This is a genomic window from Microbacterium candidum (assembly GCF_030315975.1).
GTDB classification, from domain to species: Bacteria; Actinomycetota; Actinomycetes; order Actinomycetales; family Microbacteriaceae; genus Microbacterium; species Microbacterium candidum.
This window is the reverse complement of the sequence record NZ_JASXSZ010000003.1, coordinates 289104-305068: the sequence shown is the minus strand read 5'-3', so window position 1 is coordinate 305068 and position 15965 is coordinate 289104. Positions and strand designations below refer to the sequence as shown.

Here is a 15965-nt window from a genome sequence, read left to right as displayed (position 1 = left end):
GGCCCGCGGCCGTGTGCGCGCAAACCGCGCGGGGGGCGGGGGGCGCCCCCCCGGGGCCCCCTTCTGCGTGCTGTCGGCTCAGGCGCCCTTGAACGTGAACGCGCGAACCAGCTGGACGACACCGAGGACGACCGCCGCGATTCCGACGATCCACCAGAGCACCGCGGCACCGAACGCCGGCGAGAAGATCAGGAAGATGCCCGCGATGATGCTGATGATCGCGAAGAACACCGTCCAGCCCTTCGAGGCGGCGTCGCGGAGGGTCGTGAGCGCCACGACGCCCTCGACGATCCACAGGACACCGATCAGGATGCCGACGAAGACGAGCAGCCATGCCGTCGTCTCCGCGAGGTTCGCGAAGGCGATGACGCCGGCGACGATGAACACGAGGCCGAGCACGATGTGACCGATGCGCGGCCACACCTTCATGCCCTTCGAGAAGATGCCGAGACCGGCATACACGAGGCCGCCTGCGATCGCGTAGATCGCGATCAGGATCGTGACGACTGCTGCGGACTTGGCCGGCCAGATGAGGATGGCGAGGCCGAGGAGGATGGCGAGGACGCCGCCGATGCCGAGCGCGGTGCGCAGGCCGTTGACAGCTGCCTTCTCATCCGAAGTGAGATCGGACATGAGGGGCTCCCTTCCTGGGAGATTCCTGAACATAGGACATGCATCACTGTAGCGACGTTCCGCGGCATCCATTCCGTGTGACCGCGCGTGTCGCGAACCGATCGTGCTGGGCCTCGCGCGTCCCGCGGGGGCGCGCTACCGTGAGCCTGCGCGGCATCGCCGCCTGAAGGGGGCTCGCATGGCCATCGTCTCGCGAGGATTCGGCGCCCGTCGCAGGGCGAGCGATCCGCAGCTTCCGCCCGGGCAGTATCTGACCGAGGACTTTCCGGTGCTGTCGGCCGGGCCGACCCCGCGCATCGATCTTGCGACATGGACATTCGAGATCCAGAGCGGGACGGACACGCTCGCCGCCTGGTCCTGGGACGAGCTGATCGCGCTGGAGATCGAGGACGTCCGCACCGACATCCATTGCGTGACCCGTTGGTCGAAGCTCGGCACCTCCTGGCGCGGGGTGTCGATCGACACGCTGCTCGCCGGCATCGACACGACGGCGTCGTACGCGACGGCGCACTCGTACGGCGGGTACACCACGAACATCCCGCTCGCGGAGCTCCGTGGCGGCCGCGCGTGGGTCGCGTTCGAGTTCGACGGCGCGCCCCTCGATCCGGAGCACGGGGGACCTGCACGTCTGCTCGTGCCGCACCTCTACTTCTGGAAGAGCGCGAAGTGGGTGCACGGTCTCACGCTGATGGACCAGGACGCCCCGGGGTTCTGGGAGCAGAACGGGTACAGCATGCACGGCGACCCGTGGACTGAGGAGCGCTATTGGTGAGCATGACCGATTGGCGTCCTGCGCGGGTCCTCGCCGTGGCGGAGGCCAGTCCTTCTGCGCGCGTGCTGCGCCTCGACGTGCCGGGCTGGCCCGGCAGCGCCGCGGGTCAGCACATCGATGTCCGGCTCACCGCCGAGGACGGCTACCAGGCGGTGCGGTCGTATTCGCTCGCATCGTACGGCTCGGCATCCGCACTGGAGATCGCGGTGGACGAGATCCCGGACGGCGAGGTGTCCCCGTACCTGGTCCGCGACGTGCTGCCGGGCGACGAACTGGAGGTCAAGGGGCCGCTCGGCGGCTATTTCGTGTGGCACAGCGCCGATGCCGGGCCGGTGCAGCTCATCGCGGGCGGATCCGGCATCGTGCCGCTCGTCGCGATCGCCAGAGCGGCGCGGCACGCCGGAGCCGCGGCATCCGCTCGTCTGCTCTATTCCGTCCGTTCTCCCACCGATGCGATATATCGCGAGGAGCTCGCGCGGTCGGCGAACGACGGGGGAGTGCCGGTCACGTGGGCGTACACCCGAGCGGCCCCCGCGGGATGGCCTGGACGCCTTGGCCGGGTGGACGACGAATCTCTGCGCGCGGCTGTCTGGCCGGCGACGGAGCAGCCCGTCGTGTACGTGTGCGGTCCAACCGGCTTCGTCGAGCATGTGGCGGATGCGCTCGTGCGACTCGGCCATGATCCGCAGCGTGTGCGCACCGAGCGATTCGGAGGATCGTGATGAGGATCGTCGACGGCAACGCCGCCGCTGGAATGCTGTCCGAGGTCATCGACGGCGATGCGACGACGCTGATCGGAACGTGCGCCGGGTGCGGCGCCGTCGCCTACATCGCGGAGGCAGTCGTCGAGCTGGACGACGTGGCGGCGATCATGCGATGCCGCAGCTGCACGCACACTCTGCTGACCGTGCTGCGCGCTCCGGAGGGCGTCCGGATCGTGTTCGGCACGCTCGGTGAGCTGCGTCGCGGCTGAGCGTCACTCTTTCGCAGAGGCGCCATGGAGAGCCGACGCGGCGACCGCACCGGACGCGGCGACGCCGATCGCGACCACTCCGATGCCGAGACTCGCGGTGGTGGCGGCGCCCACGGCACCGGCGATGAGCGGGCCGGCCGCATCCCCGAGTTCACGTCCGAGCTCGGCGCTGCCCATCGTCCGACCCATCCGGTCGGCCGGGGTCGACGCCGCGAGGTGCGCGAACGCGAGAGGGGTAGCAAGCCCGACTCCTGCGCCGATGAGCAGGGCCGCGAGGTAGAGCGTCACGGGTCCCGGCACGAGCGCGGCGACCGCCAGGCCGACGGCGATCGCGACGAGCCCGGTCGCCGTCCCCGCTCCCGCCGGGAGTCGCCCGGCATCGTGGCGGCGCCCCGCCCACGGCTGAACAAGCGTCGAGGCGAGTGCCAGCACGGTGACCGTCGCCATACCGCCGACCGGGCCGAGACCCGTGTGCGTCGACAGCAGAGGCAGGAAGCCGACGGCGACTCCGAGGGCACCGGTGGTCGCCGCGAGCACGAGCGTCGGGACGAGGAACGAGCGCTCGCCGACCTCGCGCGCGAGGTCGGCGAGGGTCGCGCGCTTGCGCGGCAGGACCGGGATGCGGGGGAGTGCGATCGCCACCCACACAGTGGCGCCCAGGGCGAGCACGGAGAGCGCGGCGAAGAGGGCTGGCATCCCGGCCCACCACACGAGGAAGGCGCCCAGCAGCGGCCCGAGTGCATAGCCGAGGCTCTTCCACGAGCCGTAGCGACCGAAGTACCGCCCGGTGGAGGTCGGGTCCGCGACTCGCGCCACCGCCGACGACGAGGCGGGGGAGAACGCGGATGCCGCGGCCCCCTGGGCGAATCGAGCCACCCCGAGCCAGATCGGCGACGGGAGGAGGACGCCGATGAGGGATGCCGCGGCGAACGCCGCGAGTCCGCCGACGATGACCGGCTTCACGCCGACGCGGTCGCTCAGCGCGCCGAAGACGGGCTTCAGGAGCACCTCGGCGAGATCGTAGAGGGCGAGCACGACACCGAATCCGAGGAGCGTGAGGCCGATATCGCCCGTCTCGACGCCGAGGGCCGCAGCCACTCCGTGCGCGCCGAACGCGGTCGTGAAGCCGGCGAGATACAGCGGTCCGAGGCGAGCGGGCGGGCGCGAGGACACGCCGCAAGCCTACGGCCCGGGGTGCGCAGGATCCGAGAAGCGCGTGTCCGGCGCCACCCCTAGAGTGAACGGCATGGCCGCTGACATCACCGCCGACGCGCACGACGCCATCCGGGTCGAAGGCGCCCGCGAGCACAACCTCAAAGACGTGAGCATCTCGATCCCGAAGCGCCGGCTCACCGTGTTCACCGGGGTGTCCGGGTCGGGCAAGAGCTCGCTCGTGTTCGGCACGATCGCCGCAGAGTCGCAGCGCCTCATCAACGAGACGTACAGCACGTTCGTACAGGGGTTCATGCCGTCGCTCGCGCGGCCCGACGTCGACGTGCTCGAGGGCATCACGACGGCGATCCTCGTCGACCAGGAGCGGATGGGTGCGAACTCGCGCTCCACGGTCGGCACGGTGACGGATGCGAACGCGATGCTCCGCATCCTGTTCAGCCGGCTCGGCGCGCCGCACGTCGGCTCGCCGCAGGCGTTCTCGTTCAACATCCCCACCGTCCAGGGGAAGGGTGCGATCACGGTCGGCGGCGTGACCACGCGACGCGAGTTCAGCCAGACGGGCGGCATGTGCCCGCGCTGCGAGGGAATGGGGACGGTGTCGGACGTCGACATCCATCAGCTCTTCGACGACTCGCTGTCGCTCAACGAGGGAGCGATCACGATCCCCGGGTACACCGCCGGCGGGTGGTCGGTGCGGATGTTCTCGGAGTCCGGGTTCTTCGACCCCGACAAGCCGATCAAGGACTATTCCGAGAAGGAGCTGAACGACTTCCTTTATCGTGAACCCGCCAAGGTCAAGATCAACGGCATCAACGTCACGTACGAGGGCCTGGTGCCGCGCATCCAGAAGTCGATGCTGTCGAAGGACGTCGAGTCCCTGCAGCCGCATATCCGCGCCTTCGTCGAGCGAGCCGTCGCGTTCGCTTCATGCCCGGAGTGCGGCGGCACGCGCCTGAACGAGGGTGCCCGGTCGTCGAAGATCAAGGGCATCAGCATCGCGGATGCGTGCGCGATGCAGATCAGCGATCTCGCGGCGTGGGTGAGCGGGATCCACGAGCCGTCGGTCGCACCGCTGCTCACGGCGCTGCGGGAGAACCTCGACTCCTTCGTCGACATCGGGCTCGGGTATCTGTCGCTCGATCGTCCGTCCGGGACGCTGTCCGGGGGAGAGGCGCAGCGCACGAAGATGATCCGCCACCTCGGATCAGCGCTCACCGACATCACCTACGTGTTCGACGAGCCCACGATCGGGTTGCATCCGCACGACATCCAGCGCATGAACGAGCTGCTCCTGCAGCTGCGCGACAAGGGGAACACCGTCCTCGTCGTCGAGCACAAGCCCGAAGCGATCATCATCGCCGACCACGTGGTCGACCTCGGCCCCGGCGCAGGGGCCGCCGGTGGCACGATCTGCTTCCAGGGCACTGTCGACGAGCTCCGGGGGAGCGACACCGTCACGGGCCGCCACCTCGGCGATCGCGCCCAGCTGAAGAAGGCCGTGCGCGATCCGAATGGCGCGATCGAGGTTCGCGGCGCATCGACCCACAACCTCAAGAAGGTGGATGTCGACATCCCGCTCGGCATGCTCACGGTCGTGACGGGTGTCGCGGGCTCCGGGAAGAGTTCGCTCATCCACGGCTCCGTGGCGGGGCGCGACGGCGTGATCGCGATCGACCAGGCCGCCATCAAGGGATCGCGACGGAGCAATCCGGCGACGTACACGGGGATGCTGGAGCCCATCCGCAAGGCGTTCGCCAAGGCGAACGGAGTCAAGCCCGCGCTGTTCAGCGCGAACTCGGAGGGCGCGTGCCCGAACTGCAACGGTGCGGGATTCATCACGACCGACCTCGGCCCGATGGCCTCCGTGGAGACCGTGTGCGAGGTCTGCGGCGGCAAGAGGTTCGACGCATCCGTCCTCGAGTACACGCTGGCCGGCAAGGACATCAGCGAGGTCCTCGCGATGTCCGTCGATGAGGCCGAGCAGTACTTCGGGGCCGGCGAGGCGAAGACGCCGGCCGCGCACACGATCCTGAAGCGCCTTTCAGATGTCGGGCTCGGCTATCTGCAGATCGGCCAGCCGCTGACGACCCTGTCGGGAGGAGAGCGTCAGCGACTGAAGCTCGCGACGCATCTGGGGGAGAAGGGCGGGGTGTACATCCTCGACGAGCCGACGACCGGCCTGCACCTCGCGGACGTCGACCAGCTGCTCGGACTGCTCGACCGCCTGGTCGAGTCCGGCAAGTCCGTCATCGTGATCGAACACCACCAGGCGGTCATGGCGCACGCAGACTGGATCATCGACATCGGCCCGGGCGCCGGACACGACGGCGGGCGCGTCGTCTTCGAGGGCACCCCTTCCGAGCTGGTCGCTGCACGATCGACTCTCACGGGTCAGTTCCTTGCCGAATACGTCGGAGCCTGAGGAGTCGGGACTCTTCCGCGGCGCTCGTTCCTATGCGTACACTGAGCGCCACATCCCGGGTGCGGCCCGGCGCGAAGATCGGAGCCAGACACCATGACCGACCCGACACAGCCCGCTGCGCCCGTACCGAGTGAGCCTGCGCCGCCGTCGCCCACTCCGAAGTCGGGCGTCGGGCTCGGAGCACTCATCGGCGTCGGAGTCGGCGTCGTCGTGCTCTCGTTCGTCGCCGCGTATCTCGGGGCCTCGGCCGCGCGCTCGACCGCAGAGCCGGCGTCGACCGTCACCGTCGTCGCGCCCACGCCGACACCGAAATCGTCCGCCGAGGTCGAGCAGATCATCAAGGGCGTCCTTCCGGCCGGATCCGCCGTCCGGGCAGGCAGCGGCGCACCCGCGGCCGGCAAGGGCTACGAAGGCGATGTCTACATCGACATCACGACGTCCGACGTCTATGTCTTCCGCAACGGCAGCTGGCAGCTTGCCGGTAACATCCGCCAGTCGGCGGCCGAGAACCTGACGGGCGCGGCAGGTGCTCCGGGCGCTCCGGGTGCGTCCGGGGCACCCGGCGCGTCCGGGGCACCAGGAGCTCCGGGCACACAGGTGCTGCTCGGCGTCGGCGCGCCGACGGACGCCACGTGCACCACGAACGGCGACGTCTACATCGACACCGCCGCGACGACGTTCTACGAGTGCTCGTCCGGGAAGTGGATCCCGTCCGGAGAGCCCACGCCGACGCCGCAGTCGACCAAGTAGCGCCGCTCTGGTCCATCTCCGCGTGACAGGCATTCGCCGATAATGCACATTATGTCAACTCGAGATTCCGCGGAGTCCCCTCGCAGCTGTGCCACCCAGCGCGGGTGATGCTCCGCCGGATCAGATGCGGGGACGGCGGTCATACGATGAATGGGTGGCTGCACCATCCCCTCGACCCGCTGGATCGTACGGAATGGATGCCTCGTGGGTGCCGTGGCTGTGGGCTGCGATCGGCATCGTCTACCTCGTCCTCGCCGGCTTCTCGGTGTTCTCCTGGGGCGCTCCGCTCTGGGTGACGTTCCTGGTCGCCGTCCTCGGGCTCGCATTCCTCGCCGGCGGAGCGCTGTTCTGGAACGCCTCGGCGCACGGCAAGTTCCTCGTCTGGAGAGAGCTTCTTGACGAGCTGCCCGCACCGGCGCGCGTGCTCGACCTCGGCTGCGGGCGCGGGGCGGTCACGATCATGACGGCGGAGGCGTTCCCGCGAGCCGACGTCACGGGCGTCGACCTGTGGCGCTCGATCGACCAGTCGGGCAACTCCCCCGCGGCCGCCGAGGCGAATGCGACGGTGAACGGGGTCTCCGGCCGCACGCGGTTCGTCACCGGAGACATGACGGCGTTGCCGCAGTTCGACGGTGGTTCGTTCGATCTCGTCACCGCGAGCCTGGCGATCCACAACATCCATTCCCCACTCGGCCGAAGGTCCGCGATCGGCGAGGCATGGCGCGTCCTCTCCCCCGGTGGCCGGCTCGTGATCGTCGACATCTCCAAGGTGGACGAGTACATCGTGCACCTGCGGGCACTCGGCGCGGCGCTGACGGTCCGCCGTGCGGGCTGGCGGATGTGGTGGTCGGGGCCGTGGATGGCGACCCGCATCCTCATCGCTGCGAAGCCCGGGGCGAGCTCATGACGACCGCACTCCCCTCCCCCGCCCGCACGTGGCGGATGTGGCTGATCTGGAGCGTGGCGGTCGCCGGATACGTGCTGTCCGTCACGAACCGCACGTCGCTCGCGGCCGTCGGCGCAGATGCATCCGATCGTTTCCATGCGGATGCATCGACCTTGGCCATGTTCGCCGTGCTGCAGCTCGGCGTGTACGGCGCGATGCAGATCCCCGTGGGTGTGCTCCTCGACCGATACGGCGCCAGGCCGATCATCACGATCGGCATGGGCTTCATGGCCATCGGTCAGCTCGTCATGGCCTTCTCCCCCAACGTCGGCATCGCCATCGCGGCGCGCATGCTGCTCGGGGCGGGTGACGCTGCCGTCTTCCCGAGCGTCCTGCGCGTCGTCGCGACGTGGTTTCCGGCGCAGCGCGCGCCGCTCATGGTGCAGATGACCGGCATCGTCGGCCAGACCGGTCAGATCCTCGCCATCCTGCCGATGGCCGCGCTCCTGCACGCGACGAGCTGGGAGGTGGCGTTCGGAAGCCTCGCAGGGCTCAGCGCGCTGTTCACGGTGCTCGTCTTCGGCGTGATCCGCAACCACCCGCCCGAGGTGGATGCCGACGTCTCGGTCGACAGCGATACCGGCGCCATCCGGGTGGTCAAGAGCTCGGCCGACCTGCGGCAGACCATCGGCGAAGCTTGGTCGCATCCCGGCACGCGACTCGCATTCTGGTCGCACTTCACCACGCCGTTCGCCGGCACGGCCTTCATCATGCTGTGGGGCTTCCCGTTCCTCACGGCCGGTGAAGGACGGACGCCGGCTGAGGCATCGGTCATCACGACGGTCTTCGTCGTCGTCGGCATGTCGATCGGCCCGATCATGGGTGCGCTCTCCAGCCGCAATCCCCTGCGCCGCTCGTACATGCTCGTGCTGCCCGCGGTCGCCGTCCAGGCCGTCGCGTGGCTCATCGTGATCGCGTGGCCGGGTCAGGCGCCCTTCTGGCTCCTGATCGCGCTCGCTGTGGCGCTCGCGATGGGCGGTCCCGCATCCATGATCGCCTTCGACCATGCACGCACCCACAACCCCAGTCATCGCCTCAGCACGGCGACCGGCATCACGAACGTCGGTGGATTCCTCGCGGGGCTCGTCGCGATCTTCCTCATCGGCCTGGCACTCGACCTGCAGGGAGCCGGCACCCCGGCCACATACTCCCTCGACGCATTCCGCGTCGCTTTCCTGACCCAGGTGCCGCTGTGGCTCCTCGGCAGTTTCTTCATCGTGTACGAGCGTCGCCGGACGCGGGTCCGCCTCGGACTGCACACCCCGCGGAAGCGCTCGTAGGCGCCGTCTACGATTGTGAGGTGACCGACGCCCGAGCGACCGCCGAGCACCTCATCCGCCGCTTCGCCCGCCAGACGAACCTTCTCGTCGCAGGCCGTGCCGTCCGGGTCATCGGCGATGACGACACCGCGCACGCGCTCCGCGAGATGCTCCGCGCGCTCGGCGCGATCGACGCGGAGACCGCGGACGCGCTCGTCTTCACACCGGAACCGCTCCTCGCGGGTGCGCCGCTACCCGACCGAGGCGATGCCGCCGGGCGGGTCGACTTCGCCGGGGCGCACATGCCCGTCTCCCGCGCTCAGGCCGCGCGCCTCGCCGAGGACGGCACGGTGCGGGGTGTCCGGATCGGCATCGCGATGGTCCTCGAGCCGAAGACCGCACAGCTCGCGCTCCTGCTCCGGGACGCCGGCGCGGAGGTCGCGGTCTACGCGCACCCGGACGAGATCGCCGTCGCCGTCGCCGATGTCCTGCGCGATCGCGGCATCCCGGTGGACGGCGACCCGGCTCTCACCGGCCGTGCCGAGCGGGATGCGGCGATCGCCTTCCTCCGCCGCGGCCACGACCTGCTCCTCGACGACGGGTCCCATCTCATCCGCCTCGCGCACGAGGAGAGGCTCGTCGACGGTCTCGTCGGGGCCGCGGAGGAGACGACGAGCGGTCTCGCGCCGTTGCGGGCGATGCAGGATGCCGGGGTCCTCTGCATCCCGGTCGTCGCCGTCAACGACGCTCCGATGAAGACCTCATTCGACAACCGCTACGGCACCGGCCAGTCCTGCGTGTTCGCGATCGCCGATGTGCTGGACGGCGTCGGACTGAGCGTGCGCGACCAGCCCGCCGTCGTGGTCGGCTACGGACCGGTCGGCGTCGGCGTGGCCGCGCACCTCGCCGCACTGGGAGCGGAGGTCGGTGTCGCGGAGACGGATCCGGTGCGCGCGCTGCAGGCTGCGCACGACGGGCATCGCGTCGGTCCTCTCATGGATCTGGCCCCAGGGGCGCTCGTCGTCTCGGCAACCGGCGCGCCGTACACGATCGGGGCGGACGTCCTCGCGGTCGCGCGGATCGTCGCCGTCGCGGGCGGAGTGCCCGGTGAGGTCGACCTCGATGAAGGGATGCTGCATCCTGTCCTGTCTCCAGGGGGCGACCTGCTCGCCCACCTCGAACGCCACGGCGTCGACGGGGCGCTTGTGATCGACCGCGGCGGATGCGTCAACCTCACAGCGGGCGAAGGGAATCCGATCGAGATCATGGATCTCTCGTTCGCCGTCCAGCTCGCCGCGGTCGCGCACCTCGTGCGCGAACCGCTCGAGCCGGGCGTGCATCGGCTGCCTGCGGATGTCGACGCATCGGTCGCGCGGACCGCCCTCCAGGCCCGCGGGCAACGCATCGACGCGCGCGGATCCCGTCAGCAGATCGCAGAGGCCGACTGGCGCTCGCGCCGCTACGCAGGGAGCCGTGCATGAGCGGCGTCGTGCTCTACTCCGCAGGCCTCGTCGTCCCGATCACGGCGCCGCCGATCGTCGATGGCGCCGTCGCAGTGCGAGGCGGCCGCATCCTCCACGTCGGCGAGCGGACGTGGGTCCGACGGCTCCTCGCGGAGCGCGGCATCGACGCCGTCGAGGTGCACTGGCCCGGAGTGCTGACGCCGGGACTCGTGAACGCGCACTCCCACCTGCAGTACACCGGGATGGCCGAGGTCGGCCTCGGGAGCTACCACGGCTTCGACGATTGGGCGCGGGCCTTCAATCCCGTCTACGAGGCGGGCCGCGATTGGGCGGCGGACGCGGCGGAGGGCGCCGAGCGCATGATCCGCACCGGCACGACGGCTGTCGCCGACATCGTGACGGATGTGGCGGCGGCCGGCGCTCTGCACGACGCGCGTCTGCACGGCATCTCCTACTGGGAGGTCATGAGCTGGACGAACGCGGACTGGGCGCGCACCGGGCGTGAGCAGGTCGAGCGCGCGCTGGATGCGCTGCCGACGCCGCCGGGCACCGGACTGTCTCCGCACGCGCCGTATTCCCTCGACATCGAGCCCCTGCTCGACATCCCCGACATCGTGCGCGAGCGCGGCGGCCGCATCCACATCCACCTCGGCGAAGCCGCGTTCGAGCGGGAGTTCGAGCACGAGCACGCCGACCCCTGGCATTCCGCCGGGCTGGGCAGCTTCACGGAGCTGCGCAGCGCGGGATTCGGCACGAGCGCGACGGAGTTCGTCGACCAGCTCGGGGTCCTCGGCCCGGACTGCCACATCGCGCACGGCGTCTACATGACGGCGCGCGACCGAGCGATCCTGCGCGAGCGGCGCACCACCGTCGCGCTCTGCCCGCGCTCGAACGCCGTGATCGGGCTGGACGAGCCGCCCATCGCCGCCTACCTGCGCGAGGGCAGCCCCATCGCGGTGGGCACCGACTCGCTCTCGTCGAGCCCATCGCTGGACGTGATGGCGGATGTCGCCGAGCTCGCCCGCATCGCGCGGAGCCAGGGGTACCTCGACCGCGACCTCCACGAACGGCTCCTCGGTGCTGCGACCATCGGCGGAGCGCACGCGATGGGCATCGACGTCGGCCCCGACCGCACCGGGTACCTCGCCGTCGGAGCACTCGCCGACCTCGCGTTCTTCGATGTCCCCGCCGGACCCGACGCCGTCGTCGAGCTCGTCGAGACCGGCGGCGGACGGACCGCAGCGACAATCATCTCCGGCGAACTGCGATACGCATCCGCCGGATTCCCCGCCGAAGGAGCCCCCGTATGACCGTGCCCGCCACTGCGCAGCGTCTCGGACTGGAGCCGCACCCCGAGGGCGGCTGGTACCGCCGCACGTGGGCGAGCGACGTCGCCGTCGAGACCGCGGGCGGGATGCGGCCTACGGCGACCTGCATCCACTACCTCCTGCAGTCCGATGAGCGCAGCGACTGGCACGTCGTCACAAGCGACGAGCTCTGGCTGTGGCATGGGCCCGGCGATCTCGAGCTCCGTTTCGGCGGGGACGGAGAGGCACCCGTCGACGGCCCGACGGTCCTGCTCGGACGGGATGCCGCCTTCCAGGCGATCGTGCCCGCGGGAACGTGGCAGTCGGCGCGCCCTGCCTCGGGTGAAGAGGTGCTCGTCAGCTGTATCGTTTCGCCGGGTTTCGACTTCGCCGATTGGCGCCTCGCCCGCTCCCATACGCTGTAGGGGCACCATCACAGCCCTCGAGGAGTTTCTCGTGTCCTTCGCCCCTGCCCTTCGCCGCGTCGCCGCCCTGGCGACCGCCGTCGTCGCCGCCGTCGCACTCACCGCCTGCAGCGGCACCGCCGCAGCCGCACCGACCGCTTCAGGCGGTTCGCTGCAGACCGTCACCGCCGGCAAACTGACCATCGCCACCGGCAACCCCGACTACGAGCCCTGGTTCATCGACAACGAGCCCTCCAACGGCAAGGGCTTCGAAGGCGCAGTGGCGAAGGCCGTCGCCGAGAAGCTCGGATACACCGGCTCCAAGATCGTCTGGGTCCGCACCGGGTTCGACGAGGCGATCGCGCCCGGCCCGAAGGACTGGGATCTCAACATCCAGCAGTTCTCGATCACGGATCAGCGCAAGAAGGCCGTCGACTTCTCCTCGCCCTACTACACGACCACGCAGGCCGTCGTCGCCCCCAAGGGATCGCCCGCCGCATCCGCCAAGACGCTCGACGCGCTGAAGAAGGTCAAGGTCGGCGTCGCCTCCGGCACGACGAGCTACACGGTCGCCAAGCAGGATCTCGGCACCGGGAACCTCGCCGTCTTCAACTCGGTCGACGATGTCGTCCTGGCCCTGAAGAGCGGTCAGATCGACGCCATGGTCACGGATCTCCCCGGAGCGTTCTACATCACCGGCGCCCAGCTCGACAACGGCGTCGTTGTCGGCCAGTTCGCGGGCGACCAAGGTGGCGACCAGTTCGGGGTCGTGCTCCCGAAGAACTCGTCCCTGACGCCCGCGGTCACCAAGGCCGTCGACGAGCTTCGCGCCGATGGCACGCTCGCGAAGCTGCAGCAGCAGTGGCTGACCGAGGCGGCCAACGTGCCCGTCCTCAAGTGACGGAACTCGCAACGCCGGTCGCGGCGTGGCAGCCGAGCGATCTCGAGCTGTCACGCCGCGCGCTGCGCCGCCGGGCCACGACGAAGTCTGTCCTGGTCGCCCTCATCAGCAGCGTCGTCGTCGCGGTCGTGCTCGTCGTCGTCGTCGTCAACACCCCGGGGTGGGAGGTCGTCCGACAGACGTTCTTCGACCCGCAGGTCGCTCTCGACAGCTTCTGGCCGATCCTGCAGGGCCTCGGCGTGAACATCGTGGTCCTCCTCGTCGGCGCCGTGGGCGTTGCGATCTTCGCGACGCTGCTCGCGATCCTGAGGTCGCTGCGCGGACCCGTCTTCTTCCCGCTGCGCTTCCTCGCGACTGCGTACACCGACCTCTTCCGCGGTGTCCCCCTCATCCTGGTCCTCTATCTCGTCGGCTTCGGCGTTCCGGCTCTGCAGCTGTTTCCGCGCGTACCGGCCGTCGTCTGGGGCACCATCGCGATCATCATCAGCTACTCGGCCTACGTCGCGGAGGTGCTGCGCGCAGGCATGGAGGCCGTGCATCCGTCGCAGCGCATCGCCGCTCGCTCGCTCGGACTGACCCACGGCCAGACGCTGCGGATCGTGGTCATCCCGCAGGGCGTCCGCAAGGTCGTCCCGGCACTCATGAACGACTTCGTCTCGATGCAGAAGGACGTCGGCCTCATCTCGGTCCTCGGCGTCGTGGACGCCGTCCGCGCCGCGCAGCTGCAGGTCGCCGAGACCTTCAACTACACCCCGTACGTCGTCGCCGGCATCTTCTTCATCATCCTGAGCTGGCCGATGATCCGGCTCACCGACACGTTCACCGCGCGCCTGAACAAGCGCGAACAGGCCGGAGGGATCGTATGAGCGTCCTCGAGACGCGCGGCGTGCGCAAGCGGTTCGACGACCACGAGGTGCTCCGCGGCATCGACCTCGACGTGGCGCAGCACGAGGTCGTCGTCCTCATCGGCGCGTCCGGATCCGGGAAGTCGACCCTGCTGCGGACGATCAACCTGATCGAGCGGGTCGACGACGGGCAGATCTTCCTCTCCGGCATGGACATCACCGATCCCCGCGTGGATGCCGACCGCATCCGTGCCCGCATCGGGGTGGTGTTCCAGCACTTCAACCTCTTCCCGCATCTGAACGTCCTCGACAACGTGACGCTCGCGGCACGCCGTGTGCACCGCATGCCGAAGGACGAGGCGACGGCCCGCGGCCGTGAGCTGCTGGACACGCTGGGGCTCGGCGGCAAGGCGCGCGAGTATCCCGACCGCCTCTCCGGCGGTCAGCAGCAGCGCGTCGCGATCGTGCGCGCGATCATGACCGATCCGGAGCTTCTGCTGCTCGACGAGATCACGAGCGCGCTCGATCCGCAGCTGGTCGGAGAGGTCCTCGATCTCGTCCGAGAGCTGAAGGGGCGCGGGTCGACGATCCTGATGGCCACGCACGAGATGTCCTTCGCGCGGGAGGTCGCCGATCGGGTGGTGTTCCTCAAGGGCGGCGTGCTGGTCGAACAGGGCACGCCCGAGCAGATCTTCGACGATCCGCAGCATCCCGACACCGCCGAGTTCCTCGCGCGCGTGCACAGCTGACCGCCGCGATGTCGGCGGTGGCCGATAGCGTGACGGAATGACGCGCGCGGTCTTCTACACGGCATCCACGCTGAACGGCTTCCTGGCCGACGAGCACGATTCCCTCGACTGGCTCTTCGCGGTGCCGGGCGGGGACGACGGCGGTGAAGACTTCGCCGAGTTCCTCGACGGGATGGGCGTGCTCGTGCAGGGATCCTCCACCTACGAGTGGGTGCTCGCTCACGAAGACCTCGTGGAGCACCCGGAGAAATGGCCCGCCTACTACGGCGATCGTCCGACGTTCGTGTTCACGTCACGCGAACTGCCGGCCGTTCCCGGCGTCGACATCCGCTTCATGACGGGATCCGTTGCGGAGCGGTGGGACGAGATCGCCGAGGCCGCCGGGTCACGCGACGTGTGGATCGTCGGAGGCGGCGATCTCGCCGGCCAGTTCGCGGACGCCGGTCACCTCGATGAGATCGTCGTGACGTTCGCCCCCGCGAGCCTCGTCACCGGCAAGCCGCTGCTCCCCCGCGTCATCGGCGCCGACCGTCTCACGCTCCTCGAGGCGACGAAGAAGGGCCCGTTCGCAGAGCTGCGCTACCGCGTCACGGCGCCGTAGGGGCCGGCTCGATCGGGGTCCACTGCCCGTACTTCGGCTCCCGGCCGTCACCGGACGAGGTGCCGGTCAGCCGGCGCTTGATCCACGGGCCGACGTGCTCGCGGTAGTACGACAGCCCGCGCGGTGCACCGGTATCGGGCAGATCGGGCAGCGACCACCATGCGGTCGCCGGATCCTGCCCCACCGCCGTGAGGACGCGTGCCGCGACCCGGTGGTGACCGCGCGCATTCATGTGCAGCCGGTCGTCCGACCAGTACGGCGGCGTCGCGAGTTCGCGATCCGGCCAATTCCATGCCGTGATGACGTCCGGGCGCGGGGCGAGACGCTGCGCCACCGCCGCCGAAAGGATGTCGCCCCGGCGCTGGATGAGCCGGCTCATCGGGAGCTGACCAGATGGGTTCGCTCCCGAGAGGGCGATGAGCTGCACGCCCTCCTCGTCGCAGCGCTGCAGGACGCGCTCGAACGCGTCGACCACGTGCGAGATCGATGTTCGCGGACGCAGCATGTCGTTTCCGCCGCCGTTGAACGACAGGTGGGTCGGCTTGAGGGCGAGCGCGGGCTCGAGCTGCTGCTCCACGATGGGCCAGATGAGCCTGCCGCGGATCGCGAGGTTCGCGTACTCCACGGTCTCGCCGCTCGACGTCGCCCAGCCTTCTGCGACGAGATCCGCCCAGCCGCGGACACGACCGTCGGGCAGTTCGTCGCCGACGCCTTCGGTGAATGAGTCGCCGATGGCGACGAAGCGGACGGTTCCCACGCATCCAGCC

The 15965-nt window shown here is 69.6% G+C and carries 17 protein-coding genes; 14 read left to right on the top strand and 3 right to left on the bottom strand.

Annotated elements, in window-relative coordinates:
- Nucleotides 1–78: 78 nt before the first annotated feature.
- A complete protein-coding gene (locus tag QSV35_RS10865) occupies nucleotides 79–633 on the bottom strand; it encodes an HdeD family acid-resistance protein (RefSeq protein ID WP_286288761.1) in 555 nt (184 codons plus the stop codon).
- Nucleotides 634–811: 178 nt separating this feature from the next.
- Here QSV35_RS10865 and QSV35_RS10860 point away from each other — a divergent pair, with 178 nt between their 5' ends.
- From QSV35_RS10860 to QSV35_RS10850, 3 genes are read left to right on the top strand one after another with little or no spacing between them, the layout of a single operon-like run.
- Nucleotides 812–1405, top strand: coding sequence for a sulfite oxidase-like oxidoreductase (locus tag QSV35_RS10860; protein ID WP_286288760.1), 594 nt, complete (start codon nucleotides 812–814; stop codon nucleotides 1403–1405).
- Between the two features lie 2 nt (nucleotides 1406–1407).
- Entirely contained in the window at nucleotides 1408–2127 is a 720-nt protein-coding gene (locus tag QSV35_RS10855; RefSeq protein WP_353618976.1) for an FAD-binding oxidoreductase, read from the top strand.
- The gene (locus QSV35_RS10850; protein ID WP_286288758.1) at nucleotides 2127–2378 is read left to right on the top strand and encodes a DUF6510 family protein; all 252 of its coding nucleotides are present in this window, start codon (nucleotides 2127–2129) and stop codon (nucleotides 2376–2378) included. Before QSV35_RS10855 ends, QSV35_RS10850 begins: the two co-directional genes overlap by 1 nt.
- A gap of 3 nt (nucleotides 2379–2381) precedes the next feature.
- Here QSV35_RS10850 and QSV35_RS10845 read toward each other — a convergent pair whose 3' ends face one another.
- Nucleotides 2382–3551, bottom strand: coding sequence for an MFS transporter (locus QSV35_RS10845; protein ID WP_286288757.1), 1170 nt, complete (start codon nucleotides 3549–3551; stop codon nucleotides 2382–2384).
- A gap of 73 nt (nucleotides 3552–3624) precedes the next feature.
- Here QSV35_RS10845 and QSV35_RS10840 point away from each other — a divergent pair, with 73 nt between their 5' ends.
- The 11 genes from QSV35_RS10840 (at nucleotide 3625) to QSV35_RS10790 (ending at nucleotide 15198) form a co-directional block, all read left to right on the top strand.
- Nucleotides 3625–5973, top strand: a complete 2349-nt coding sequence (locus QSV35_RS10840; RefSeq protein ID WP_286288756.1) for an ATP-binding cassette domain-containing protein — start codon at nucleotides 3625–3627, stop codon at nucleotides 5971–5973.
- A 93-nt stretch (nucleotides 5974–6066) separates the two neighbouring features.
- Nucleotides 6067–6723, top strand: a complete 657-nt coding sequence (locus QSV35_RS10835) for a hypothetical protein (RefSeq protein ID WP_286288754.1) — start codon at nucleotides 6067–6069, stop codon at nucleotides 6721–6723.
- Nucleotides 6724–6877: 154 nt separating this feature from the next.
- Nucleotides 6878–7630 (top strand): class I SAM-dependent methyltransferase, encoded by a 753-nt coding sequence (locus QSV35_RS10830; RefSeq protein ID WP_286288753.1) that lies wholly within the window; start codon nucleotides 6878–6880, stop codon nucleotides 7628–7630.
- Entirely contained in the window at nucleotides 7627–8949 is a 1323-nt protein-coding gene (locus QSV35_RS10825) for an MFS transporter (RefSeq protein ID WP_286288752.1), read from the top strand. The genes QSV35_RS10830 and QSV35_RS10825 overlap by 4 nt, the downstream gene beginning before the upstream one ends.
- Nucleotides 8950–8969: 20 nt before the next feature.
- Nucleotides 8970–10409, top strand: coding sequence for an adenosylhomocysteinase (locus tag QSV35_RS10820; RefSeq protein WP_286288751.1), 1440 nt, complete (start codon nucleotides 8970–8972; stop codon nucleotides 10407–10409).
- A complete protein-coding gene (locus tag QSV35_RS10815) occupies nucleotides 10406–11701 on the top strand; it encodes an amidohydrolase family protein (protein ID WP_286288750.1) in 1296 nt (431 codons plus the stop codon). The genes QSV35_RS10820 and QSV35_RS10815 overlap by 4 nt, the downstream gene beginning before the upstream one ends.
- The gene (locus QSV35_RS10810; protein WP_286288749.1) at nucleotides 11698–12123 is read left to right on the top strand and encodes a cupin domain-containing protein; all 426 of its coding nucleotides are present in this window, start codon (nucleotides 11698–11700) and stop codon (nucleotides 12121–12123) included. Before QSV35_RS10815 ends, QSV35_RS10810 begins: the two co-directional genes overlap by 4 nt.
- Before the next feature lie 31 nt (nucleotides 12124–12154).
- Nucleotides 12155–13003 (top strand): ABC transporter substrate-binding protein, encoded by an 849-nt coding sequence (locus QSV35_RS10805; RefSeq protein WP_286288748.1) that lies wholly within the window; start codon nucleotides 12155–12157, stop codon nucleotides 13001–13003.
- A complete protein-coding gene (locus QSV35_RS10800) occupies nucleotides 13000–13869 on the top strand; it encodes an amino acid ABC transporter permease (RefSeq protein ID WP_286288747.1) in 870 nt (289 codons plus the stop codon). Before QSV35_RS10805 ends, QSV35_RS10800 begins: the two co-directional genes overlap by 4 nt.
- On the top strand, nucleotides 13866–14597 hold the full coding sequence (locus QSV35_RS10795; protein WP_286288746.1) for an amino acid ABC transporter ATP-binding protein: 732 nt from the start codon (nucleotides 13866–13868) through the stop codon (nucleotides 14595–14597). Before QSV35_RS10800 ends, QSV35_RS10795 begins: the two co-directional genes overlap by 4 nt.
- 37 nt (nucleotides 14598–14634) lie before the next feature.
- Nucleotides 14635–15198, top strand: a complete 564-nt coding sequence (locus QSV35_RS10790) for a dihydrofolate reductase family protein (protein WP_286288745.1) — start codon at nucleotides 14635–14637, stop codon at nucleotides 15196–15198.
- Here QSV35_RS10790 and QSV35_RS10785 read toward each other — a convergent pair.
- Nucleotides 15185–15955: an SGNH/GDSL hydrolase family protein gene (locus tag QSV35_RS10785; RefSeq protein WP_286288744.1), complete on the bottom strand. Its 771-nt coding sequence runs from the start codon at nucleotides 15953–15955 to the stop codon at nucleotides 15185–15187. The two genes, QSV35_RS10790 and QSV35_RS10785, sit on opposite strands and share 14 nt — an antisense overlap.
- Between the last annotated feature and the right edge of the window lie 10 nt (nucleotides 15956–15965).

Bases quoted from the DNA above. Each gene is read 5' to 3' on its own strand.
- QSV35_RS10810 (WP_286288749.1), top strand. From the start codon at position 11,698: ATGACCGTGCCCGCCACTGCGCAGCGTCTCGGACTGGAGCCGCACCCC.
- QSV35_RS10790 (WP_286288745.1), top strand. From the start codon at position 14,635: ATGACGCGCGCGGTCTTCTACACGGCATCCACGCTGAACGGCTTCCTG.
- QSV35_RS10835 (WP_286288754.1), top strand. From the start codon at position 6,067: ATGACCGACCCGACACAGCCCGCTGCGCCCGTACCGAGTGAGCCTGCG.
- QSV35_RS10840 (WP_286288756.1), top strand. From the start codon at position 3,625: ATGGCCGCTGACATCACCGCCGACGCGCACGACGCCATCCGGGTCGAA.
- QSV35_RS10865 (WP_286288761.1), bottom strand. From the start codon at position 633: ATGTCCGATCTCACTTCGGATGAGAAGGCAGCTGTCAACGGCCTGCGC.
- QSV35_RS10795 (WP_286288746.1), top strand. From the start codon at position 13,866: ATGAGCGTCCTCGAGACGCGCGGCGTGCGCAAGCGGTTCGACGACCAC.
- QSV35_RS10815 (WP_286288750.1), top strand. From the start codon at position 10,406: ATGAGCGGCGTCGTGCTCTACTCCGCAGGCCTCGTCGTCCCGATCACG.
- QSV35_RS10850 (WP_286288758.1), top strand. From the start codon at position 2,127: ATGAGGATCGTCGACGGCAACGCCGCCGCTGGAATGCTGTCCGAGGTC.
- QSV35_RS10825 (WP_286288752.1), top strand. From the start codon at position 7,627: ATGACGACCGCACTCCCCTCCCCCGCCCGCACGTGGCGGATGTGGCTG.
- QSV35_RS10860 (WP_286288760.1), top strand. From the start codon at position 812: ATGGCCATCGTCTCGCGAGGATTCGGCGCCCGTCGCAGGGCGAGCGAT.
- QSV35_RS10855 (WP_353618976.1), top strand. From the start codon at position 1,408: ATGACCGATTGGCGTCCTGCGCGGGTCCTCGCCGTGGCGGAGGCCAGT.